The organism is Giesbergeria giesbergeri, from assembly GCF_054779375.1.
On record NZ_BAAGYJ010000006.1, the window covers coordinates 79,016 to 100,568 of the forward strand.

Sequence of the window (21,553 nt, forward strand, 5' to 3'; positions counted from 1 at the left end):
TCGCTGGGTCGGCCCCCTAGGTGGGGGTAGGGGCGCGGCGTTGTGCCTTGCGCGCCAGATCGGCATCGCTGTCGGCATAGCGCCGGGCAATGGCCTGAAACTCGTGGGTGAGGGCCACAAAGGCATCCACCATATCGGGGTCAAAGTGGCTGCCGCGCCCTTGGCAGATAATTTCTACGGCTTGGGCGTGGGGCATGCCTTCTTTGTACACCCGGCGGCTGATGAGCGCATCATAAACATCGGCCACGGCCATCAGGCGGGCTGAGACAGGAATGGCGTCGCCTGCCAGACCTTGCGGATAGCCACTGCCGTCCCATTTTTCTTGGTGGCTGTAGGCAATTTCTTTGGCGTAGTGCAAAAAGTCCACCTGAATGCCCAACTGGTCTTCGGCGTGCTGGATGGCATCGCGTCCCAATTGGCAGTGGGTTTTCATGATCTCAAACTCTTCTGGTGTGAAGCGACCCGGCTTGAGCAAAATGCGGTCGGGAATGCCCACTTTGCCGATGTCGTGCAATGGTGCCGATTTGAACAGCAGGTCGATGGTCTCGTCATTCAGGAAATCCCGAAAGCGTGGGTGCGTTTGCAGGTGCTGTGCCAGCAGCCGCACATAGTGCTGGGTGCGCCGAATGTGGTTGCCGGTGTCGTTGTCGCGGGTTTCTGCCAGGGAGGCCATTGCCAAAATAGTGACGTCTTGGATGGCCGCCAGTGCTTGGCCCCTGCGTTCGACTTCGGCCTCTAGGTAGGCGTTTTGGTCTTTCAAGAAGTCGGCGGCCGCCTTGACTTGCAATTGCGTTGCCACGCGGGCCAGCACCACGGGTGGATTGACAGGTTTGGTAATAAAGTCCACCGCCCCCATCTCCAACCCCTTGGTCTCGTCTTGGGTGCCAGTCATGGCGGTGAGAAAAATGATGGGAATGTCGCGCGTAGCGGCATCGGCCTTGAGCCGTTGGCAAACTTCGTAGCCCGACAAGCCGGGCATCATGATGTCGAGCAGAATCAGATCGGGCGGGTGTTCACTGTGGGCAATGGCGATGGCTTTTTCGCCGTTGTTGGCTGCCACCACGCGGTACAAGCCGCGCAGCAACCCGGCAATCAAGGTCAGATTGTCGGGCATGTCATCGACGACAAGGATGGTGGCTTTGGTGCGGGGGGCAGTTTCGGTCACGGTGCGCTCTCCTAGGCCTCGTGGGCATCGTAGTGCGTTCAGGCATCCTGTGTGGGATTGCCATCACGGGCAATGCGGCCATCCACCAACTCCACCTGCCGGTCGCAGCGCGCAGCGAGCCGGGGGTCGTGGGTGACCACAATAAAGGTGGTGCCGCGCTCGGCATGGATGCGCCGCAGCAGCGCAAACACCTCACTGGAGGAGGCGGTGTCGAGGTTGCCAGTGGGCTCGTCGGCCAGTACCAGTGGCGGCTCCATGATGAGGGCACGGGCAATGGCCACGCGCTGCTGCATACCACCTGAGAGTTCATTGGGGCGCTTGTGCAGCGCCTGACCCAAGCCCACGGCAGCCAGCAGGCTGCGGGCGCGCTCTTGCTCGCGGGCGCTGACATGGCCTTCAGCCATCAAGGCCGGTAGGGTGACGTTTTCTAGTGCCGAAAATGCAGGCAGCAGGTGGTGAAACTGAAATACAAAGCCTAGCAGGCGGCGTCGGCGCAGCGTCAGCTCGGCATCGTTGAGCCCTTGCACGGCCTCACCAGCCAGTTGGTAGCTGCCTTGGGTGAGTGGCTCTAGCAGCCCCAAAATATTGAGCAAGGTGCTTTTGCCCGAGCCAGAGGGGCCGATGAGAGCGATAAATTCACCCCGCTGCACTTGCAAGTCCAGGCCGTGTAGAACCTCGGTTTCGCTGGGTTGGCCGATGTGGTATTGCTTGGTCACCCCTTGCAGTGTGATCAGGCTGGGGGCTGCAGCGGGTGAGGGGGGGATGGGCAAAGACGTCTTCATAGGCGAATGGCCTGTGCCGGGTCTAGTGCAGCGGCCCGGCGCGCTGGGGCCACGGCAGCCAGCACGCCACAGACCGTGGCAATCAGCGCCACCTGCAAACCCGTGCGCGGCGGCAGGCTGATGATAAACAGTGGCAGGCCGTCTGAGCCACGCACAAAATGGGTAAATACCCAAATCAGTGCCACGGCCAGAGCCAGCCCCAGCACCGACCCTATGGCGCCCAGCACGGCACCTTGCAGCAAAAACACCCGCAAAATTTGCCCACGCGTGGCGCCCATCGCCCGCAAAATGCCGATTTCTCGGCCTTTTTGTACCACCGACACCACCAGCACGCTGGCAATGCCCAATACCACTACGGCCAGCACCACCCCTCGGATGATGCGGGTGCTGATGGATTGTGCGTTCAGTGCCGACACCAGCTGGGCGTTGTTCTCTTGCCAGCTCTCAATCTTGTACGGAAACTGGCGACGCAGGGTATCGGTCAAAGCCTGTGCCACCCAAACGTCGTGCAGCGTCAGGTCTAGGCCCGTTGCACCACCGGGCAGTGCCAATAGGTTCTGTGCGGCCCGCAGTGGCACGATCACGGTGCGTCGGTTCAGGTCTTTGACGCCCAAATCGACCAATGCCGTCACACGCACGGCCTCGCTCAGGCTGCTGGTTTGCACGGTCAGGCGGTCGCCCACGCGCAGGCCCAGGTCTTGGGCCAGTTCGCGGCCAATGATGGCTTCGCCCGGTGCCAGCCGTGCCGTACCACTCACCACCTTGCCACGCAGGCCGATCATGCGGTCGTAGCGTTCCAGCTCTATGCCCATCAGTGCAATCGATTGCACCGCCTCGCCACGCAGCGCCAGCCCAGAGCCAGACACCATGGGCGAGACTCCGGCCACGCCTGGCCATTGTTCCAGCAGCGGCATCAGTGCTTGCCAGTTGGCCACCGAGCGCAGACGTTGGGCGCGCGGCTGCACATCGCTCACAGTGGTGGTGCCCTTGGGGTGGGCGGCCGCTGGTGTGACAACATCGTCGGGGGCGCGCAGACTGATGTGGGCTTGCGCTCCCAGTGTCTTGGCCAAGGTGTTGCTTTGCAGGCCATTGATGAGGGCTGAGATATAGGCGATCACGGCCACCCCAGCGGCCACACCCACCAGGATGAGCAGGGTTTGCATTCGGCCCTCGCGCAAAAAACGCAGGGCTACGCGCAGTTCAAAGCCAAGCCACATCACGGTGCAGCCTAGCGGCCCATAGCGTTGGTCATGGCAGAGCCTGCCTCGCCGCCAGTTTTGCCCGCTGCCGGGCTGCCCGAGAGGGCTGTGCCGGGCTTCCAAACCAAGGGGCGGGCTTGCACTCGCTCACCTGCCTGTATCTTGGTGCTGTGCAGTACGGTGTCGCCATTGCTCAAGCCGTCCAGCACTTCTACTGCATCCAGCGTGCGTAGCCCTAGGCGCAGCTTGCGCGCTTGGGCTTGGCCTTGGTGCTGCACTAGCACCGTGGCTTCGGGGCCAGTGGGTGTGCTACCGGGTTGCAAGGCCGACAGTGGCAGCACCAAAGCACGCTCACGCCGGGCGGTTTCTACCTCGACCGAGAGCGTCATGTCTTCACGCAGGTGGGCTGGGGCTTGTTGTTCCAAGGCCAGTTTCACTTCTATGGCACCACGTTGGGCATCCACTGCTGGGGCGATAGACAGCACCCGTGCGGCAAAGGGCTGTGCCGCAAAGGCATCCGCCACCACGGTGGCGGGCTGGCCGGGCTGGAGCTGATCTAAAAACCGCTCATCCACTTGCGCCACCAGTTGGGTGGGGCCAGCCAGTGCGAGCCGCAGCAGGGCTTTGCCTGCTTGCACGATCTGGCCTGGCTCTACACTGCGCTGAAGCACTTGGGCAGCCAATGGTGCCCGCAGTTGGGTTTGTTCTAGCCGGGCCTGTGCGCTGGCGGTGGCGGCTCGGGCGGCCTCCCATTGTGCTTGGGCTTGCACAATGTCGCTGCCTGCTTCGGCATTGGCTTGTAGTTGGGCGCGGGCGCTGCTTTGCTGGGCTTGGGCCACTGCGACAGCACGGCGCGCCTCGTCAAGCTGTGCCGTGCTGTAGAAGCCTTGGGCCACCAGCGGCTCCACCCGTGCCAGCGTGGCTTGGGCGGTATGCAAGGTGGCCTCTGTTTGGGCCAGTGTGGCTTGCGTGCTGCTGCGGCCCGTGCTGCGCAGCCCGGCCAAGCGGGCGTGGGCTTGGCGTTCGGCGGCCACGGCTTGGGCCAGTGCGCTGCGCAGTTCATCGCTTTCTAGTTGGATGAGCACATCGCCTTGGCGCACGGTTTGGCCTTCTTGCACCTGCACTTGTTGTACGCGCCCGGTGATGGTGCTGCCTATGTCCACCCGCGACAACGTGGCCACCCGTGCCGAAAACTGCAAGGTGCGCACCAGTGGCATGGCTTGTACCTGCACGGCCTCTACGGTGGGGGCTCGCAGGGTCAGGGCCGCCAGCAGTCCAGCGCCTAGCACCAGTGCGCCCGCAATGGCTGCGATGGTGCGGCGTTTCATGGTTGTGGTGGGCTATTGCCCTGTGGGGGCGTTACGCCCAAGTGACGGTAGGCAGCCAACGTTGCTATGCGCCCACGCGGCGTGCGCTGCACATAGCCTTGCTGGATGAGGTAGGGCTCGATCACGTCTTCAATGGTGCCCGACTCCTCGCCAATGCTGGCAGCAATGTTGTCCAGCCCAACGGGGCCACCGTCAAAACGGTGGATCAGGGCCTCCAGAAACTTGCGATCCATCACGTCAAAGCCTTGTGGATCTACATCCAGCATGGCCAGCGCCCGTTGGGCGATCTCTTGGGTGATGTGTCCGTCGCCTTTGACCTCGGCATAGTCTCGCACACGGCGCAGCAAGCGGTTGGCAATGCGTGGTGTGCCGCGTGAGCGCCGGGCCAGTTCAAAGCCACCAGCAGCATCCATGGGGGTGCCCAGCAGGCCCGCACTGCGGGTCACAATCAGTGCCAATTCTTCGGGGGTGTAAAACTCTAGCCGGGCCACGATGCCAAAGCGGTCGCGCAGTGGGTTGGTCAGCATGCCAGCCCTGGTGGTGGCTCCGACCAAGGTGAAGGGTTGCAAGTCCAGCTTGATGGAGCGGGCCGCTGGCCCCTCACCAATCATGATGTCGATTTGGTAGTCTTCCAGTGCTGGGTAGAGGATTTCTTCCACCACAGGCGAGAGGCGGTGAATTTCGTCAATAAACAGCACATCGTTGGCTTCCAAATTGGTCAGCAGTGCCGCCAGATCTTTGGGCTTTTCTAGTACGGGGCCGCTGGTCTGGCGCAAATTCACCCCCAACTCGGCCGCAATAATGTGGCTGAGGGTGGTTTTGCCCAGACCTGGGGGGCCAAACAACAGCACATGGTCTAGTGCCTCTTGGCGCTTGCGTGCGGCGCCAATAAAAATCTCCAGTTGTTCGCGCGCCTTGGCTTGGCCTACGTATTCTTGGAGTTTTTTGGGGCGCAGCGCACGTTCAAGGGCTTCCTCCTGCGGCGAGACCGGGGCGGCAGATACCATGCGTTTGGGCGGTGCGGGGGCAAAATCGTCGGTGTGGATGGTCACGGTGGTTCCGGCAGGCAAGGCAGGCCGAAACTATAGCCTCCCTGCCCCCGACTTGGCAGAGCCAAGTTAAAGTGTGATCCTGCTCGCCTCCGCTTTCTTGCCATGAAAATCGCCCCTGCTTTCTGTCTGCCTGCCTTGCGCTGCACCTGCCCGGCTTTGGCAATGCTGGTGGTTGTGGCTTTGTGCAGCCCTGTTGGTGCGGCCGAGCCAGCATCGGCTCCTGCTGCCCGAGCGCCTGCAGCGCCAGCACCCTTGCGCTTGAGTAATCCTCAAGAGCGTGCTTTGTTGATTGAGCGCATCAATGCTGCGCTGGAGCGCACCAACCAAAAACATGCGTCGCCCCGGCGTACCGGGCGCTCGGGCAAGGGAAAAAACGAACCGCGCTACACCATTCCTACCTTGGCGGTGGAGTTGGGCCAGCCGGTTGCGGCCCCAGCCCCGCGCAGGCGCAACAAAGCCACGGCTGCCGCGGCGGCTGGCTTGGCCGCCACAGCAGCCGCTACAGCGGCTACTCCAGTGGCAGAAGAGGGCACGGCACCGGTCACTCCCTTGCCACCCACCATCGAGTTATCTACCACGCCACCCACGGCGGCTCCTGTGGTGCCGGTTGCAGCCCCTGCGCCAGCACCCATGCCCGTTGTGGTGGCACCACAGGCACCACAGGCACCAGCACCAGCACCAGCACCAGCACCAGCCGAGGCCAGTGCCAGTGCCAGTGCCAGTGCCAGTGCCAGTGCCAGTGCCAGTGCCAGTGCCAGTGCCAGTGCCAGTGCCAGTGCCAGTGCCAGTGCCAGCCGCCGCTACGCTGCCGACCGTGCCGCCGAGTTGGCTGCAGCACAGGTGTTAGTGCCCTCTCCTTCCCCCTTGTCTGTGTGGGATGATGCGGCGGCGGTGCCTTGGGGCTACGCTGGGCCTACAGGCCCGCAGGCTTGGGGGCAGTTGCATCCATCGTTTGCTACCTGTGCCAGCGGCCAGCGCCAATCGCCCATCGAGTTGGCTAAGCCACCAGAAAAGCCTGGGCCTACGGCGTCTTTGCCGCTGGGCAATCAAGTGTTTACTGGTGTGTTAGAGCATACGGGCCGCTCTCTGGAGCTGAATGTGCAAGGCTTGAGCACGCTCACGTTGCGTGGCATGGAGTGGGAGTTGCAACGCGTGCAGATGCACTACCCCGCAGAGGAGCGCATTGGCGCCGTAGAGAATGTGGTGATGGCGGTGGACTTGCTCTACCGTGCGCCCACCAGCCAGTGGGCTGTGGTGTCGGTGCCTTTGCGGCTGGGGGCACCCAACCCCTTTCTGGCCCAGTTGTGGAGGCATTTGCCGTTGCATGCGGGCGAGCGGGTGCCGTTATCTCCGGGCAACTTGCAGCTTTATGACCTGTTGCCTGCCGAGCGGCATTACTACCAGTACCTCGGCTCTCTCACCACGCCCCCTTGCACAGAGGGCGTGTTGCGACTGGTGCTCAAAACCCCCGCCAGCGTGGCACCGGAGCAGTGGCAGCGCCTGGTTGCTCTGCTGCCGCCCCATGCTCGGCCACCCCAGCCCCTGTATGGGCGCCAAGTGCTGGCCGGGCCGTGATCCTCACTTTAGTCCAGTTTCACGCCCACTTTGGTAATGATCTTGCCCCATTTTTCGCGTTCATTGCGTGAAAACGTAGCCATGTGCTCGGCTGTGCCCGGCATGGGTTCAACGCCCAAAGCTTGCAGCTTGGCCTTGACTGGAGTCGAACCCAAGGCGCTTTGCAGCGCCTGAGAGAACTGGCCGGTGGCCTCTTTAGAAGTGCCTGTGGGCACTACCAGTCCTTGCCAGGCATAGCCTTCAAAACCCTTGATTCCTTGTTCGTGGATGGTAGGAACATCAGGCATGGTGGGCACCCGCTGCGGGCTGGCTACCCCAATCGCTTTCACCTTCTTGCCATTAAGGAAGGGATAAGCGGTGGAGCTTTCCACCCACATGGCCGAAACCTGGCCGCCGATCACGTCTTGGATGGCTGGGGCTGCGCCTTTATAGGGCACATGCGTGAGTTTGAGGCCGCTTTGTTCGCGGAACAACTCTCCCACCAGATGGTGAGGGCTGCCCAGCCCCACCGAGGCCCAGTTCACACCTTCGGGCTGGCTCTTGGCCCAAGCGGTGAACTCTTTCAGGTTGTTGGCCGGTACGTTGTTGGATACCACCAAGAACAGCGGAAAGCGCACCAGCAGGCCCACGGGTTGGAAGTCTTTTTCGGCGTTGTAAGCCAACTTGCTAAACAGCGTAGGGTTGGCCGCCAGGGTGGCAAAGTCGGCAGTAAACAGGGTGTTGCCGTAATCTTTGGAGCGGGCGGTGTACTCGGCGGCAATGTTGGTGCCAGCACCGGGCTTGTTGGTCACAACGATGCTGCGGCCCATGCTCTTGCCCATTTCTTCGGCAATGGTGCGTGCTACTACGTCCGAGCCGCCACCAGCGGCATAGCCCACCACCCATTCAATCGGCTTTTGCTGGGCGCTGGCGCTGAAAGTGCCTGCGGCGAGGGCCAGACCGAGCAAAGAGCTGATGAAGTGTTTGCGTTGCATGAAATTTGTCTCCTCGAATAATAGGTATGGATCAGTGTATGGCAGGGCTTCAGACGTCTGTGTGCACGGGGGCCACGGGGGTGATGGCTGCACGCCCGGCCATCGAGGCAGATTCGGTGGATGCACTTTGGCCGCGGGCCAGTTGCAGCGCCTGGGCCAGCACGGCGTTGTCGCCAATGTGGTTGGCCAGCAGCAGCACCAGTCGTGCATTCATGGCATGGCTTTGCGCTGTGGTCAGGCCTTGGTGGGCGGTGAGCAGGGCTTCATAAAAGTCATCGTATGACGACAGGGTGGGCTGGGTATTGAGCATGGCGGCGACTCCGAATTCAAGACTGGAAAGGGGTGGCGGTGGCCGTGGCCAGAGCGGCACGCACGGCGGCTTCGGTGGGGTTGCGCCAGCGGGCGCAGACATGTTGATCTGGGCGGATCAGGTAGGCAGTGCCTGGCCGGGCGTCCAGACGCTGGGCTGCCAACCATTGCACATCTTCAATGTCTTGTCCGATAGACAACGCCTGCACATGGGGCAGACCATGTGCCCAAGCGGGCACTTCGCCAAACACCAGCAGCGTGAAATCCATACCCAACTGGCGCAGCAGCCAACCGGGCTGGCCGTTGCGGCGCACGGGGGCGTCCAACAACACGGCACCGGGCACCTGCGTGCCTGCAAAGGTATCAACGTCTGGCGTGTTCAGGCTGGAGTGGTGCAGTGTGGCTGGCACCGACAAGCGCCCACTGTTGACAATGCGCCGGGCAAAGGCATGGTCGCGGGCCAAATCGAGCGTGGCATCGCGGAACAGGCGGCTGATCTCGCTCTTGGGCGTGATGAAGTCGGTGGCACGGGTGGAGTTGAGCAGGTTCTCATCGGCAGCGTATTCGCGCTCGGGGCCGTAGGTGGCCAGCAGTTCTACGCCAGCGCGCCCCTTGAGCACCCAGTCGAGCTTCCAAGACAGGTTGTCCGTATCTTGCACGCCGCTGTTGGCTCCTCGGGCACCAAAGGGGGAGACGCCGTGGGCGCAGTCGCCAGCAAACAGCACTCGGCCATGCACAAAGCTGTCCATGCGCAGACAGGCAAAGGTATAGACGCTGGCCCATTCCAGCGTGAATTCGGTGTCTTTGCCCAACAAGGCTTGCACGCGCGGGATGATGTTCTCGGGTTTCTTTTCTTCTTCGGGGTTGGCATCCCAACCCAATTGGAAGTCAATGCGCCACATGCCATCGGGCTGCATGTGCAGCAGCACGCTTTGGCCAGGGTGAAAGGGCGGGTCAAACCAGAACCAGCGTTCGGCTGGAAAGTCCGCCTTCATCTTCACATCGGCAATCAAAAAGCGGTCTTGAAAGATGCGGCCCTTGCTCTCGAGCCCCATCAAACCACGCATGGTGGAGCGTGCCCCATCGCAGGCAATCACCCAGTCGGCATCAATTTGGTAGGCACCATCGGGGGTGTCAATGCTCAAGAGCGCGCCGTCATTGCGGGGTGCAATGCCAGTGACTTTGTTGTCCCAGCGGATGTCAATTTGCGGCAGTTGCAGGCAGCGTTCTACCAAATAGCCTTCGCAGTAGTACTGCTGCAAGTTGATAAAGGCTGGGCGCTCGTGGCCTTCTTCCGGCAACATGTCAAATTGGTACACCAGATCGTCATGGAAAAACACCTTGCCCAGGTTCCACGACACACCTTTGTCCACCATTGGTTGGCCTACGCCTAGGCGATCCCAAACCTCCAGCGCACGCTTAGAAAAGCACAGCGCCCGCGAGCCAATCGACAGGCGGTGGTCGTTGTCCAGCACCACAACGCGGTGGCCGCGTTGGGCCATGTCAATTGCCATGCTCAGGCCCACTGGCCCTGCACCAATCACCACAATGGGGTGTTGCACCGGTTGGGCCGCATCCTGATCGGGTGAGCGGGTGTAGGGAAACTCGATGGCCTGTACCTCGGCACCGGTGCCGTGGAAGGGGTAAGAGGGGGTGTGGGCAGATGTCATGGTGTGCTGGTGGGCATGGAGGGGAGGGCAAAGCTCCGCCCAGCAGGCTGCGCAACCCGTGCGCGCCCGTTGGGAGGGGAGATAAAAATCAGTAAGCGTGGAGGGGAGTGGGCTGGGTCAGGTCAGCCCTCCAACGACTGCCACATCTGCACGTCACGTTCGGCAGTCCAGATGCGGGGGTCGGGGTATTGCGTTGCCTCGTCGTAGGCACGGGTCACGTCAAAAGGCATGCAGTGGTTGAAGATCACCCACTGGCCGTATTTGGGTTGCAGTTTGGCAAAGGTGGCTTCGTACACTTTGCGCAGGTCTTGGCCTGCGGCAGCGCCGGCTTGCACGCTTTCGTACAGGTCGCTGATAAAGGCACGGGTGCCCGCCAAACCGGCTTGCACCTGCTCAGGTGTTTGCAGGGCAGCACCACGGCCTGGCACCAGCTTTTCGGGTTGCAGGGCGGCAATGGCATCGAGCGTGTGCGGCCAGTCTTTAAAGTAGGCATCGCCAGCGTAGGGGGTGGCATCAAACTCGACCAGATCGCCGCTGAACAAGATTTTCTCTTGGGGCAGCCACACCACGGTGTCGCCCTTGGTGTGGCCCCGGCCCAGTTGCAAGATCTGCACTTCCAGCTTACCCAGCCACAGCGTCATCTTGCCCGTGAAGGTGATGGTGGGCCAAGTCAGGCCGGGCGGTACGCTTTCTACGTTTTGGAACAGGCGTGGAAAGCGGCCAATCTCGCTCGCCTTGTCAAACTCGCCGCGCTCCACAATCAGGTCGTAGGTGTCTTGGCTGGCAATGATGTGTTCGGGCTGGTAGGCGCTGGCACCCAGCACGCGCACCGCATGGTAGTGGCTCAGGGTGACGTATTTGATGGGCTTGTCGGTCACTTCGCGAATGCGGCGGATCACATCTTGTGCCATCACCGGCGTAGCTTGGGTGTCAATCACCATCACGGCATCATCGCCAATGATGATGCCCGTGTTGGGGTCGCCTTCGGCGGTGTAGGCATAGGCATGGTCAGAAAGCTTGTCGAAGCTCACCTTCTTGATGTCCAGATCAGCGGCAGAGGCAAAAGTTTTGGTGCTCATGGGTTTGTTATCAACAAATGAATTTGATGGAATGGAACAATGATAGTTGATTATTTGTTTTAGTCGAATTCATTTCATTAGGTAGAAACCCGCACCCTCCGAATCCAGACACAATTGAGGCTATGCCAATGCACAGTGAACATTCCCTTTCAGAATCCATGCCCGAAGAAGTGGCTCCGCGTACATCGCGGGGCATCCAGAGTGTGGAGGTGGGCGGCCAGTTGCTTAAGGCGCTGGTGCATACCGGGCGCCCGATGGCGCTCAAAGACTTGGCGCGAGAGGCTGGCATGACGGCGGCCAAGGCACATCCCTATCTGGTCAGCTTTGGCAAATTGGGCTTGGTAGAGCAAGACCCTGCCACGGGGCACTACGGTTTGGGTTCACTCGCCATGCAGTTGGGGTTGATCAGCCTGCAACAGAAAGATCCGGTGCGCATGGCGATTACTGAGTTGCCGGGGCTGGCGCTGCGTGTCGGGGCCACGGTGGCTATTTCTGTTTGGGGCAACCACGGCCCGACCATCATCCAAGTGGAGCAGGGGCCGGCGGATGTGCATGTCACCATGCGCCACGGCACCACGGCCTCGGTGCGTTACACGGCCAATGGCAAGTTATTTGCCGCGTTTATGCCCCGTGCCCAGGTCGAGCAGGCGCTGGCACACGATGGAGATGCCCAGGCACTGCAAGACCCGTTGTTTGCGCAGGAGTTGAGGGCCATTCGCCAGCAGGGGGTCAGTACCGTGCGCGAGGGGCTGGTGCGTGGCATTGGGGCTGTGGCTGCCCCGGTGTTTGATGGTTTTGGCCGTCTGGTGTTGTGCCTGACGGCCATCGGCCCGGTAGCCACATTAGATGTGGGGGTGGAGGGCATGGCGGCACAGCAGTTGCGTGAAACGGCGCAGTCGCTCTCGCGCCGTTTGGGGGCTTCTGGGCCGGGACTGGTGGGTGAGGCGGTGCAACGCTAGCGTGCCAATGCACGCAAGGCTAGTTTGATGCCCTCGCTCACACCCACATCGGTGGGCAGTGCTTTGAGGGCGGCTGCGGCGTCTTTGTCGTTGTAGCCCAGTGCCAACAAGGCCTGCAAAATATCCGTCTGTGCGGGGCTAGAGACCTGTGCCGGTGTGCCGATGTCCGCTCCGAGTTTGCCTTTGAGTTCGAGCAGCAGGCGCTCGGCAGTTTTTTTGCCAATGCCTGGCACCTTGACCAGCCGTCCGCCTTCTTGCAAGGTGATGGCTTGGGCCAAATCGGCCACCCCCATGCCGCTCAACACACCCAGTGCCATACGTGGCCCAATACCCGAGACTTTGATGAGTTGGCGAAAGGCCTCGCGCTCTGCTGCCGTGGCAAAGCCATAGAGCAATTGCGCATCTTCGCGCACCACCAGATGGGTGAGCAGGGTGACGGCTTCGCCCAAATGGGGCAGTTGATAGAAGGTGCTCATGGGCACATCTACCTCATAGCCCACACCGTGGCAGTCAATCAATACCTGGGGTGGGTTTTTTTGGGCCAGGGTGCCTTGGAGGCGTCCAATCATGGGGTGTTGTGGTGCTAGAGGACAGGGGCTGCATCATAGCGTTGGGCTTGGGGAACAGGCATGGTGGTCATGTGCTGTGCTGTGCTGTGGACGTCCACCGCCGCCCCACGGATATTCTTAACCATTGGTGGCTTGGTGTGCGGTGCCAAGAAAATCAAAAAGGGCGGACAACATAAACCCGTGTTGTGATGACGGGCTATTGTTGGATGGCTACATTGCCATCATTAACCCATGGCATACGTTGTGCACGCATATCCAGCCAGGGGCCAAGGCGAGCCCACCACAAAAGAGGCCGTATCCCAAGCGGCCCAGCTTCTGGGCTTCATGATGGGCAAAGCGGCGTTGGTTTTGGCAATAATACCTGTAACAGACCACAAACCGGGTTCCAAGCCATCCAACAGCATATTGCCACCCAGCAGTATTTCGGTTTGTGCGCCACCAAGATTGTTATCTCTGTGGGTGTAGGCACTGCTATCGCTGAGGTCGGTATAGGTATTGCCAACCAACAACGACTCAGAAAAAACCACCCTCAAGCTGCCGCCTTGCACTTCACGCAATAGAGAGTACAGCTTGTTGGTGGGTGATTTGAGAACCACATAAAAATTTCTGAGGTTTTCAGCGGCATCGCCTGCATCAAACTTGATGGTAAAAGACAGCTGATCCCGACCCACATCACCCGTAATACAGGGCGTATATTTGGTGTTGGTGGGCACCGCTGTTTTTTTACTCTTGGCGATGGTTTCAGACGCTGAGCCCTTAGGCACTGTGGTGGTAATCACCACGGAGTATTTGGTGTACTCTGCAGCCGTTTGAGAATACGCACTGGATACTGCCGTTGTAGCCAGCGCAGCAGCAAGCCAAAATTTTGAAGAACGCATGGTCAACACTCTTAAAAAAGAAACGAGGGAAGAAAACCCCGTACCTTGAAAGAGTCAGCGGATGATGTGGCCCACGGCCTTGGCCGTGGGATGCGGCATTAAAACGGCGATATGCTGTTAAAAAACCGCCCCAGCCAACCAATAGCCTGCACTTCGGCTTGGGCACCACGGCCGCGTGACTCGATGCGCACATTGGCCACTTGGGTGGAGGCCACCAAGCTACCAGGCTGCAAGGAGCGTGGGTCTACCGTACCCGAGAAGCGTAGCACATCCACATTTTGGTTGACGCCAATTTGTTTCTCGCCCGCAATCACCAGATGCCCATTGGGCAGGACGTCGATCACGCTGGCAGTGATGGACCCCGTAAAGGTATTGGCACTCTCGGTGCCCCCTTTGCCTGAAAAATTGTTGGTGGATTCGGCAGCAATCTTGGTCTTGTTGGTCAGCGTAGTGCTGTTCATGAAGGGCAAGGCCGTAATGCCACCACTGATGCCACTCTCGCGATCGACGGTAGAAGACGATGTTTGCTTGGCGGTGATGTTTTCGGTGATCTGTACGGTCACTGTGTCACCCACCATGCGGGCACGGCGGTCTTCAAACGCGGGGCGGTAACTGGCACTGTGGAACAGGCTGCCTGTTATGGGGGCGCTGGTGCGCACGATGGGGGCGCTGATGGCCGGTGCAGCCGTGGGCAGCACATCCACGGGTGGCGGCGGCGAGAGGTTGGCACAGCCAGTGAGTAACAGCGCCAGCGCGGGGCTGGCGCAAAACAGAAAAGCTGTGGGGGAGCGAGACATGGTGCGATCTCCAGAAAATGGCGGGCGTGCTCAAAGCTGGTTCAGCTTGGCTAGCATCTGATCCGAGGTGGAGATGGCCTTGGAATTCATTTCGTAGGCCCGTTGGGTTTGAATCATGGTCACCAGCTCTTGCACCACGTTCACGTTGGAGGTTTCCAGATAGCCCTGTTTCACCACGCCCAAACCGTTGGTTCCGGGGGTGCCTTCCTGTGGTTGGCCCGAGGCCGCCGATTCCCGAAACAGGTTTTGCCCCATAGGCTCGAGCCCGGCTGGATTGATGAAGCTAGACATGGCCAACTGGCCCATCGGTTGCGGTTGTGGGTTGCCCGGCAGCAGTGCCGACACCGCACCAGTGGCATCAATGCTGATGCTGGTGGTGCCTGGCGGAATGGTGATGCCGTTGGCTACTGGCAGGCCGCTAGAGGTGACCAACCGACCTTGGGCATCGAGTTGAAAGGAGCCATCGCGGGTGTAGCCCAACGTGCCATCGGGCATGGTCACGCTAAAAAAACCGTTGCCGTTGATAGCCACATCCAGACTGTTGTTGGATTGCTGCAAACTGCCTTGGGTAAAGTTGCGGCTGGTAGCCACTGTGCGCACACCCAAGCCCAAGTGCAAGCCGGTGGGCAGTTGGTTCTGTTCGGTGGTGTTGGCACCTACTTGGCGCAGGTTCTGGTAAATCAGATCTTCAAAGACGGCATTGTTGCGCTTGAAGCCGGTGGTCGAGACGTTGGCCAGGTTGTGCGAGATGACATCCAGCTGGGTCTGCTGGGCTTCCATGCCAGTCTTGGCAATCCACAGGGAGTTGATCATGGCGTTTTCCTTTTAACCGTTCATGCTCAGCAACTGGCTGGCGGTTTTGTCGTTGGTTTCGGCGGTTTGCAGCAGGCGCATCTGTTGTTCAAATTGGCGCGAGGCCGCAATCAAGCCCACCATGCTTTCCACTGCATTGACGTTGGAGCCTTCGGTAGCACCGGCCAGCAGGCGGGCGTTGGCGTCGTTGGGCAGAGGGTTGCCGGAGGCGGGGCGAAACAGGCCATCATCGCCACGTTTGAATGGATCTTCGGCTGTGGGCGTAGCCAGTTTCAGGCGACCAATGGTGGCAGGCGGCTGGCCTGCGGTTTTGGCGGTAAGGGTGCCATCCGAACCTAGCGATACTTCTGCCCCTTGGGGCACATCAATCGGACCACCACCGTCCGACAGCACGGTCAGTCCGGTGTTGGTGACGAGTTGGCCCGCCGGTGTGACTTCAAAGCTGCCATTGCGGGTATAGGCTTCGGTGCCATCGAGCCCCTGCACGGCAAACCAAGAGTTGCCCACTGCCATCGCATCCAGGTTGCGTCCTGTGCGCTGCACCGGCCCAGGGGTCTCGACGTGACCAGAGGTTGCCTCCAGCGCAAACACACGGGTGCTGGAGCCACTGCCTTGGATAGGTACAGAGCGGAAGGTAGACATCTCGGCCCGAAAGCCCTGGGTAGAGACGTTGGCCAAGTTGTGCGACAGCACCGCCTGCCGGTGGGCGGCAGCGTTGGCGCCGGTCATGGAGGTGTAGATGATGCGGTCCATGGCGTTTCTCAGTAATCAGGGCGGGCGGGCTAAGGCAATTAACGCAGATTGACGATGGTGGACAACACCTGGTCTTGCGTCTTGATGGTTTGGGCGTTGGCTTGGTAGGCGCGCTGGGCGGTCATCATGCCCACCAGTTCGGCTGTCAGGTCAACGTTGGAGTCTTCCAACGCGCCCGAGCGCAGCGTGCCAAAACTGCCACTGCCCGGTTTACCCAGCATGGAGGCACCCGAGTCAACGGTCTCTACCCAGTTATTGCCACCAATGGGCGTCAACCCCTGTGGGTTGCGAAAGCTCGCCAGGGCCACTTGGGCTTCAGCACGGGTCACGCCGTTGGAGTAGCTGGCCATGATGGAGCCATCGTTGCCGATGTTGATGCTGGTCAGGTTGCCAGCGGTGTAGCCGTCTTGTTTGAGGTCGGAGACGGCAAAAGCTGTGCCGAATTGGGAGACCGCCGAGAGATCGAGAAAAACGCCAGCCGGAGTGCCGGTGCTGTTGATGGCTGCGGTCAAGTTGGCGTTGTTGGTGGGCATGATGTCGGTCATGCGCACCCCAAAGCCCGTGTCTGGTGCCGTTGCAGCTGGGCCGGTGATTTTGCCGTTGTCATCGAACGTGATGGTGTAGGGCGGGCTGCCGGTGGGCTGTGCGGTTTCATCCAACGTGGTGTAGACCCCCCATTCGTTGGCGTTGGCGGTCTTCATGAAATACAGTTGTACCGGCGTGGCAACGCCCTCGCTGTCGTAGACGTCCACCGAAGTGCCATAGGTCGAACGGGGCGTGGCAGGCACCGCAGCTACAACGGGTGGGCCTACCTGCGCAGCAATACCTGCTGCATCCTTGGCTCGGGCATCAAGGTTGAACGTTGCCGTGATGCTGGTAGTTTCTTTGGCTGCAATCGGTGCCCCCAACGGAAAGCTCAAAGGCACCGTGGTGGTGCTGGCAATGCCGGTGGTCGGGTCTACCTCAAAGCCCATGACTTGGGCTCCGCCATTGGTGCGTACATCCCCGTTCTTGTCGAGCTGGAAATTACCAGCACGGGTGTAGGCATCTTGGCCGCTGGGCAGTTTGACCTTGAAAAAGCCATTGCCATTGATGGCCAAATCCATGCTGTTGCCGGTGGCAGTGATGTTGCCTTGGGTAAATTGCTGCGATACCGCAGCCACTTCCACGCCCATGCCGTTGTTCTGGCCGCTGGCTACGCCCATGGACGAGGCGACCAAATCGGCAAATTCAGCGCGTGAGCCTTTAAAGCCCGTGGTGTTGGCATTGGCAATGTTGTGCCCGATGACATCCAGATTGCGGCTGGCGGCGTTCAGGCCCGAAAGACCTTGTTGAAAACCCATGGTGTGCTCCTGTTAGCCTGTAATGAGACCAATGAAATTAAAGAACGGCCTTCAGGGCCGACTGGGTGGTGTTGCCGCCACGGGCCAGCTCCAATTGCAATGCACCATTGCTCAGGCTGACCGCAGAGACTTGGTCGATATTCAGTGCGGTGCTGCCCACAGCGGTCTCGCCATTGGTTGCCACGACCTTGAAGCGCAAGGTGCCTTCGCCTTCGTAAGCTGAGGCATCCCAAGCAAAGTTGTGGCGCCCAGCTTTCAGGGCGCCCAGCTCCACTGTGCCCACTTCCTTGTTGTTGGCATCGAGCACCTGCACTTTGACGTTGCTGGCCGAGCTGGCCAGTTCAACCGCGCCGTAAGCTTGTTTGGATTCGCTGTCCACCGCCAGTTGGTTGCCTTCGACCAGCACTTGTCGGCCCACCATGGAGGTGCCCTGCATCAGTTGCTGTGCAGCAAATTGGCTGGCCAAGCTTTGCACAGTGGTGTTGAGTTTTTCAATGCCGGTCACCGTATTGATCTGCGCGATTTGTGAGGTCATCTGCGCGTTGTCTAACGGATTCATCGGATCTTGGTTATTCATCTGTGCCACCAGCAGCTTGAGAAAACGATCCTGCTGAGCGTCTGCGCTGTTGACATTGATGCCGCTGGTGCTGGTGGTGCCGCTGGCAGCCGTGCTGGCCGTGGTCGAGTTGATGGTGGTGCTCATGGCGATGCGCTTTCAGAAAGAGGTGCGGGGCCGGGCTTTATTGGCCCATTTGCAGGGTCTTGAGCAGCAGCGACTTGGCCGTGTTCATGACTTCGACGTTGTTTTGGTAGGAGCGTGAGGCAGAGATCATGTTGACCATCTCCTCTACTGCATTGACGTTGGAGTGATTCACATAGCCTTGGGCATCGGCCAAAGGGTGATTGGGGTCGTGCACGCGCTTGCCAGGGGTGTTGTCTTCTTGGATGGCCTGGATGCGTACGCCTGCCGAGCTGTCTGGACCCATGGGGGCGGTTTGGAAGACCACTTGACGGGCTTTGTACGCCTGACCATCGGGGCCAGCCACCGCATCGACGTTGGCCAAGTTGCTGGCCACCACATTGAGACGCTGGGATTGGGCACTGATGGCGCTGCCCGAAACGCTGAAGATCGAGAACATCGACATGGTAGGTATCCTTTAATCCGATTCCGGTTCACTGGCCCTGAATAGCACTGAGCATGGTTTTGGCGCTGCCATTGATAAAGCGCAGCGTGGCTTCATAGCGCACGGAGTTGTCCACAAAGTTGGCCCGTTCGCGATCCAGATCGACACTGTTGTTGTCCACACTGGGCTGCGTCTGTACGGTGTAGCCCAAGGCGGCTGGGTTGTCCCCAGTGCGGGCTTGGCCTACCTGCACGGTGGGCAATGCCATATGGCTGGGGTGTACGACAGGTGCTTTGGGCAACTCTTGTTGCTGGCCTAGCACTTGGCCGCTACGCATGGATTCCTGCAATGCGCTGGCAAAGTCAAAATCACGGGCCAAGTAGCCCGGCGTGTCGGCATTGGCAATATTGCTGGCGATGGCACGCTGACGCTCGGCCCGCAGCAGCAATGCGTTGCCGTGAAAGTCCAGTCGCTCGGTCATCTTGTTGATCATGGCGGTGCCTTTTGCCGTGGTTTGCGTGGTGCGCCACCGCCAGGGGAAAAAGAGGCTTGGGCGTGCGGCAATTATGAAAAGGCTGCCTGTGGATGAAGCACCGAAGAAGGCTGGTTTGTCTGTGCAGTTTGTGCCATTGGGTGGGGTAAAAACAGGGGATAGTTGGGGCTATTACGCTGCCCGTCTGTCCGTCTTGTCTGTCTATCCACGCGGGTGCGCGGATGGGGACGTCGGCTTGTCAGCACAGGAGAGAGGTCTCATGCTCGTTGCGCTTGTTTCTGTGCCGGTGTTGTTGTGCCGCTGGCGTGTTGCCTGTGTCGGTGTGGCGCGCAGGTGGGCATGGCTGCTTGCATGGTTGTGCAGTGCTGGCGTGTCATGGGCACAGCAGCCCGGCATTGAAGAAACCACCCGCCAGTGGGTAGAGCAGATGCTGCACAGTACCCAGGCCGCCAGTCAGATGGCGGTGCCATTGCGTATGGAAGTGGTCGTGGGCGCCTTAGACCCCCGGCTGCGCTTGGCACCGTGCGAGCGCATTGAACCCTATTTGCCCACAGGCACCCGCCTGTGGGGGCGCAGCCGTTTGGGCTTGCGTTGTGCCATTGGCCCTAGCCGTTGGAATGTATTTTTGCCCATTACCATCAAAGCCCACGGCCCCGCTTGGGTGTTGACTGGGCCAGTGGCTTTGGGAGCGGTGTTGTCACAGGCAGATGCAGCACAGGCTGAAGTGGACTGGGCCGCCGAAGTCGATATGGTCGTGGCAGATCCCGCTCAGTGGGTGGGCAAGGTGGCGGCCCGGTCTTTGTCGGCGGGGCAGGCGTTGCGCCAGTCGATGTTGCGGGCGCCACGGCTGTTTCAAGCTGGCGCACAGGTGCGCGTGCTCTCCAAGGGGGGCGGTTTTGCCATCAGCGGTAGTGGGCAGGCGATGGGGGCTGCAGGCGCTGGTGATACGGTGCGGGTGCGTATGCCCAATGGCAAGATCATTACGGGAGTGGTCAATGAAGACGGTTGGGTTGAGACCCAGTTCTGAAGTGGCCTTGTCGCCTTGTGGCTAAAGTCTGCGGTTCAGGCGCCGATAACATCAGCACTGAAGCCCCGGCAGTGGCAGGGGTGTGGAGAAAAAACATGAAGATAGGACATCAAGCGGAGTTGCCCAGTGCCGTGGCGCAGGCGCGGTCGGCGGCAGCACCGGGCGCCGAGGGGGTTGCCAAAGGTGCGGCAGCAGCGCGGGCTGCTGGTGTGCCGGTCATGGTCAGCTTCTCGCGTGGTGCCCGCGAACTGGAGTCTGCGGGGGATGCCGCCGCAGATTTTGATGCAGAACGGGTCAAGGCAGTGCGTGCGGCCATTGCCGCTGGTACGTTCCAGATCAATGCTGGGGCCATTGCAGATCGGCTGTTGTCTGATGCCCAAGAGTCGCTGGCCTTGGTGCCAGCGCGTGATGGCTGAGTGCCAAGCCATTTTGGTTTGGTGTTGTTTTTCACGTCCTTGATGTCCACATTCCCATGACTGCTCCTTCTTCTCCTGCCTTTCTCGAACATGCCTTGCACGCCGTTGAGCTGCAATTGCAAGAATTGTCGGCAGCCTTGCTGGCCGCCGATCCTCTGGCCTTGCAAACATGCAGTGAGCGTATGCGCCAGGTATCGGTAGACTTCATTGCTGCGCTAGAGGGTTTGCAGGTAGCCACTGTGACCCAAGGGTTAGAGCAGCGCATCCAGCAAATTCACAGCACCTTATCGGTGCAGCGCGACAGTCTGGCCCGTTTGGCCGCACTGGCCGAGCGCCAGGCGGCTGTGCTGTTGCCACCCCCTGTTCACCCCACACCCACCTATGGTGTGGCGCTGGGTGTGCAGGCCAGCACGGCAAGTGCTGCACGCATCTACAGTGCGGCTGGCTAAAAAGCACAACGCCCGGTCAGACCGGGCGTATACCAGAGGGCAGCAGGCCGCACGTTTGCGCGGCGGCTGTTCAGTGTGCTCGCATTTTGGCACGCAGGCGTGCAATGGCTTGGCTGTGCAATTGGCACACGCGTGATTCAGTCACGCACAGCACGGCGGCAATTTCTTTCAGATTCATGTCGTGCTCGTAGTACATGCTCATCACATACTGCTCGCGCTCGGGCAGTTGGGTGATGGCCTGTACCAGCGCATCCCGCAGGCGCTGGCTGCGCAACAGACTGGCCGGGTCGGCTTGGTTGTCTGCGAGGTGGCGATCCAGAAAATCATGGGCACCGTTGCCGTCTCCACGGCTCAAATCTTCTAGATAGAGCAATTGGGTGCCGCGCACTTTGCTCAGTAGGTGTTGATATTCTTGCAGTTCCATGCCCATCTCCTGCGCAATTTCTGATTCCAGCGGACTACGGCCCAGACTCTGTTCCAACCGCTGTATGGCTCGTTCAATGTCCTTTTGCCCTTTGCGTGAACTGCGCGACATCCAGTCACCGTTGCGCAGTTCATCCAACATAGCCCCCCGGATACGTTGGGTGGCAAAAGTTTCAAACTGCACGCCTTGGCTGGCTTCGTAGCGCGAGAGCGCCTCGGTCAAACCGATCATCCCCACCTGCACCAAATCATCCAGTTCCACATTCGGAGGCAGCTTGGCCAGCATATGTGTGGCCAGGCGCCGCACCAGCGGCAGGTATTGGCGGATCAGGGCATCGCGGTCAAGCTGGCCTTTGGCGGTGTACATCACTGGAGC

Annotated in this window: 24 protein-coding genes; 5 read left to right on the forward strand and 19 right to left on the reverse strand. The window is 60.2% G+C overall.

Going from position 1 to position 21,553, the window contains the following annotated elements:
- Positions 1 to 16: 16 nt before the first annotated feature.
- Genes ACYVB2_RS11200 through ruvB form a run of 5 tightly spaced genes read right to left on the reverse strand, consistent with a single transcriptional unit; the run spans position 17 to position 5,526 of the window.
- A complete protein-coding gene (locus ACYVB2_RS11200; RefSeq protein WP_382432940.1) occupies positions 17 to 1,165 on the reverse strand; it encodes a response regulator in 1,149 nt (382 codons plus the stop codon).
- A 38-nt stretch (positions 1,166 to 1,203) separates the two neighbouring features.
- On the reverse strand, positions 1,204 to 1,947 hold the full coding sequence (locus ACYVB2_RS11205) for an ABC transporter ATP-binding protein (RefSeq protein ID WP_382432942.1): 744 nt from the start codon (positions 1,945 to 1,947) through the stop codon (positions 1,204 to 1,206).
- The gene (locus ACYVB2_RS11210) at positions 1,944 to 3,164 is read right to left on the reverse strand and encodes an ABC transporter permease (protein WP_382432944.1); all 1,221 of its coding nucleotides are present in this window, start codon (positions 3,162 to 3,164) and stop codon (positions 1,944 to 1,946) included. Before ACYVB2_RS11210 ends, ACYVB2_RS11205 begins: the two co-directional genes overlap by 4 nt.
- Before the next feature lie 11 nt (positions 3,165 to 3,175).
- A complete protein-coding gene (locus tag ACYVB2_RS11215) occupies positions 3,176 to 4,474 on the reverse strand; it encodes an efflux RND transporter periplasmic adaptor subunit (protein ID WP_382432945.1) in 1,299 nt (432 codons plus the stop codon).
- Positions 4,471 to 5,526: a Holliday junction branch migration DNA helicase RuvB gene (gene ruvB, locus ACYVB2_RS11220; RefSeq protein ID WP_382432947.1), complete on the reverse strand. Its 1,056-nt coding sequence runs from the start codon at positions 5,524 to 5,526 to the stop codon at positions 4,471 to 4,473. The genes ACYVB2_RS11215 and ruvB overlap by 4 nt, the downstream gene beginning before the upstream one ends.
- Before the next feature lie 102 nt (positions 5,527 to 5,628).
- Between ruvB and ACYVB2_RS11225 the strand changes: the two genes are divergently transcribed.
- A complete protein-coding gene (locus tag ACYVB2_RS11225) occupies positions 5,629 to 7,101 on the forward strand; it encodes a carbonic anhydrase family protein (RefSeq protein ID WP_382432949.1) in 1,473 nt (490 codons plus the stop codon).
- A gap of 8 nt (positions 7,102 to 7,109) precedes the next feature.
- Here ACYVB2_RS11225 and ACYVB2_RS11230 read toward each other — a convergent pair whose 3' ends face one another.
- From ACYVB2_RS11230 to ACYVB2_RS11245, 4 genes are all read right to left on the reverse strand, one after another.
- A complete protein-coding gene (locus tag ACYVB2_RS11230) occupies positions 7,110 to 8,075 on the reverse strand; it encodes a Bug family tripartite tricarboxylate transporter substrate binding protein (protein ID WP_382432951.1) in 966 nt (321 codons plus the stop codon).
- A gap of 49 nt (positions 8,076 to 8,124) precedes the next feature.
- Positions 8,125 to 8,385, reverse strand: coding sequence for a DUF2783 domain-containing protein (locus ACYVB2_RS11235; protein WP_382432953.1), 261 nt, complete (start codon positions 8,383 to 8,385; stop codon positions 8,125 to 8,127).
- A gap of 16 nt (positions 8,386 to 8,401) precedes the next feature.
- Complete coding sequence (locus tag ACYVB2_RS11240; RefSeq protein WP_382432955.1) at positions 8,402 to 10,054, reverse strand: FAD-dependent oxidoreductase; 1,653 nt, start codon at positions 10,052 to 10,054, stop codon at positions 8,402 to 8,404.
- Positions 10,055 to 10,176: 122 nt separating this feature from the next.
- Entirely contained in the window at positions 10,177 to 11,133 is a 957-nt protein-coding gene (locus ACYVB2_RS11245) for an MBL fold metallo-hydrolase (RefSeq protein ID WP_382432957.1), read from the reverse strand.
- A 122-nt stretch (positions 11,134 to 11,255) separates the two neighbouring features.
- On the opposite strand from ACYVB2_RS11245, the gene ACYVB2_RS11250 reads away from it, so the two are divergent.
- Positions 11,256 to 12,092 (forward strand): IclR family transcriptional regulator, encoded by an 837-nt coding sequence (locus tag ACYVB2_RS11250; RefSeq protein ID WP_382432959.1) that lies wholly within the window; start codon positions 11,256 to 11,258, stop codon positions 12,090 to 12,092.
- Here the strand turns inward: ACYVB2_RS11250 and ruvA are convergent.
- The 9 genes from ruvA to flgB all read right to left on the reverse strand — a co-directional run bounded on the left by ruvA (position 12,089) and on the right by flgB (position 18,862).
- Complete coding sequence (gene ruvA / locus ACYVB2_RS11255; protein WP_382432961.1) at positions 12,089 to 12,661, reverse strand: Holliday junction branch migration protein RuvA; 573 nt, start codon at positions 12,659 to 12,661, stop codon at positions 12,089 to 12,091. The genes ACYVB2_RS11250 and ruvA overlap by 4 nt on opposite strands.
- A 224-nt stretch (positions 12,662 to 12,885) precedes the next feature.
- The gene (locus ACYVB2_RS11260) at positions 12,886 to 13,539 is read right to left on the reverse strand and encodes a hypothetical protein (protein ID WP_382432963.1); all 654 of its coding nucleotides are present in this window, start codon (positions 13,537 to 13,539) and stop codon (positions 12,886 to 12,888) included.
- Positions 13,540 to 13,637: 98 nt separating this feature from the next.
- Positions 13,638 to 14,336: a flagellar basal body L-ring protein FlgH gene (locus ACYVB2_RS11265; RefSeq protein WP_382432965.1), complete on the reverse strand. Its 699-nt coding sequence runs from the start codon at positions 14,334 to 14,336 to the stop codon at positions 13,638 to 13,640.
- A gap of 30 nt (positions 14,337 to 14,366) precedes the next feature.
- Positions 14,367 to 15,149, reverse strand: a complete 783-nt coding sequence (gene flgG, locus ACYVB2_RS11270; protein ID WP_382432967.1) for a flagellar basal-body rod protein FlgG — start codon at positions 15,147 to 15,149, stop codon at positions 14,367 to 14,369.
- A 12-nt stretch (positions 15,150 to 15,161) separates the two neighbouring features.
- On the reverse strand, positions 15,162 to 15,902 hold the full coding sequence (locus ACYVB2_RS11275; RefSeq protein ID WP_382432969.1) for a flagellar basal body rod protein FlgF: 741 nt from the start codon (positions 15,900 to 15,902) through the stop codon (positions 15,162 to 15,164).
- Positions 15,903 to 15,940: 38 nt separating this feature from the next.
- Positions 15,941 to 17,245: a flagellar hook protein FlgE gene (gene flgE / locus ACYVB2_RS11280; protein ID WP_382432971.1), complete on the reverse strand. Its 1,305-nt coding sequence runs from the start codon at positions 17,243 to 17,245 to the stop codon at positions 15,941 to 15,943.
- A gap of 37 nt (positions 17,246 to 17,282) precedes the next feature.
- A complete protein-coding gene (locus tag ACYVB2_RS11285; RefSeq protein WP_382432973.1) occupies positions 17,283 to 17,948 on the reverse strand; it encodes a flagellar hook assembly protein FlgD in 666 nt (221 codons plus the stop codon).
- A 37-nt stretch (positions 17,949 to 17,985) separates the two neighbouring features.
- Entirely contained in the window at positions 17,986 to 18,390 is a 405-nt protein-coding gene (gene flgC / locus ACYVB2_RS11290) for a flagellar basal body rod protein FlgC (RefSeq protein ID WP_382432975.1), read from the reverse strand.
- A gap of 28 nt (positions 18,391 to 18,418) precedes the next feature.
- Positions 18,419 to 18,862 (reverse strand): flagellar basal body rod protein FlgB, encoded by a 444-nt coding sequence (flgB, locus tag ACYVB2_RS11295; RefSeq protein WP_382432977.1) that lies wholly within the window; start codon positions 18,860 to 18,862, stop codon positions 18,419 to 18,421.
- Between the two features lie 259 nt (positions 18,863 to 19,121).
- Between flgB and flgA the strand changes: the two genes are divergently transcribed.
- The 3 genes from flgA to ACYVB2_RS11310 all read left to right on the forward strand — a co-directional run bounded on the left by flgA (position 19,122) and on the right by ACYVB2_RS11310 (position 20,754).
- Positions 19,122 to 19,889 carry a flagellar basal body P-ring formation chaperone FlgA gene (gene flgA / locus ACYVB2_RS11300; RefSeq protein ID WP_382432979.1) on the forward strand — a complete coding sequence of 256 codons (768 nt, stop codon included), beginning with the start codon at positions 19,122 to 19,124 and terminating at the stop codon, positions 19,887 to 19,889.
- A gap of 95 nt (positions 19,890 to 19,984) precedes the next feature.
- Positions 19,985 to 20,305, forward strand: coding sequence for a flagellar biosynthesis anti-sigma factor FlgM (flgM, locus tag ACYVB2_RS11305; protein ID WP_382432981.1), 321 nt, complete (start codon positions 19,985 to 19,987; stop codon positions 20,303 to 20,305).
- 56 nt (positions 20,306 to 20,361) lie between these two features.
- The gene (locus ACYVB2_RS11310) at positions 20,362 to 20,754 is read left to right on the forward strand and encodes a hypothetical protein (RefSeq protein WP_382432983.1); all 393 of its coding nucleotides are present in this window, start codon (positions 20,362 to 20,364) and stop codon (positions 20,752 to 20,754) included.
- 70 nt (positions 20,755 to 20,824) lie between these two features.
- Here the strand turns inward: ACYVB2_RS11310 and ACYVB2_RS11315 are convergent, their stop codons facing one another.
- Positions 20,825 to 21,544 (reverse strand): RNA polymerase sigma factor FliA, encoded by a 720-nt coding sequence (locus ACYVB2_RS11315; protein ID WP_382432985.1) that lies wholly within the window; start codon positions 21,542 to 21,544, stop codon positions 20,825 to 20,827.
- Positions 21,545 to 21,553: the final 9 nt, after the last annotated feature.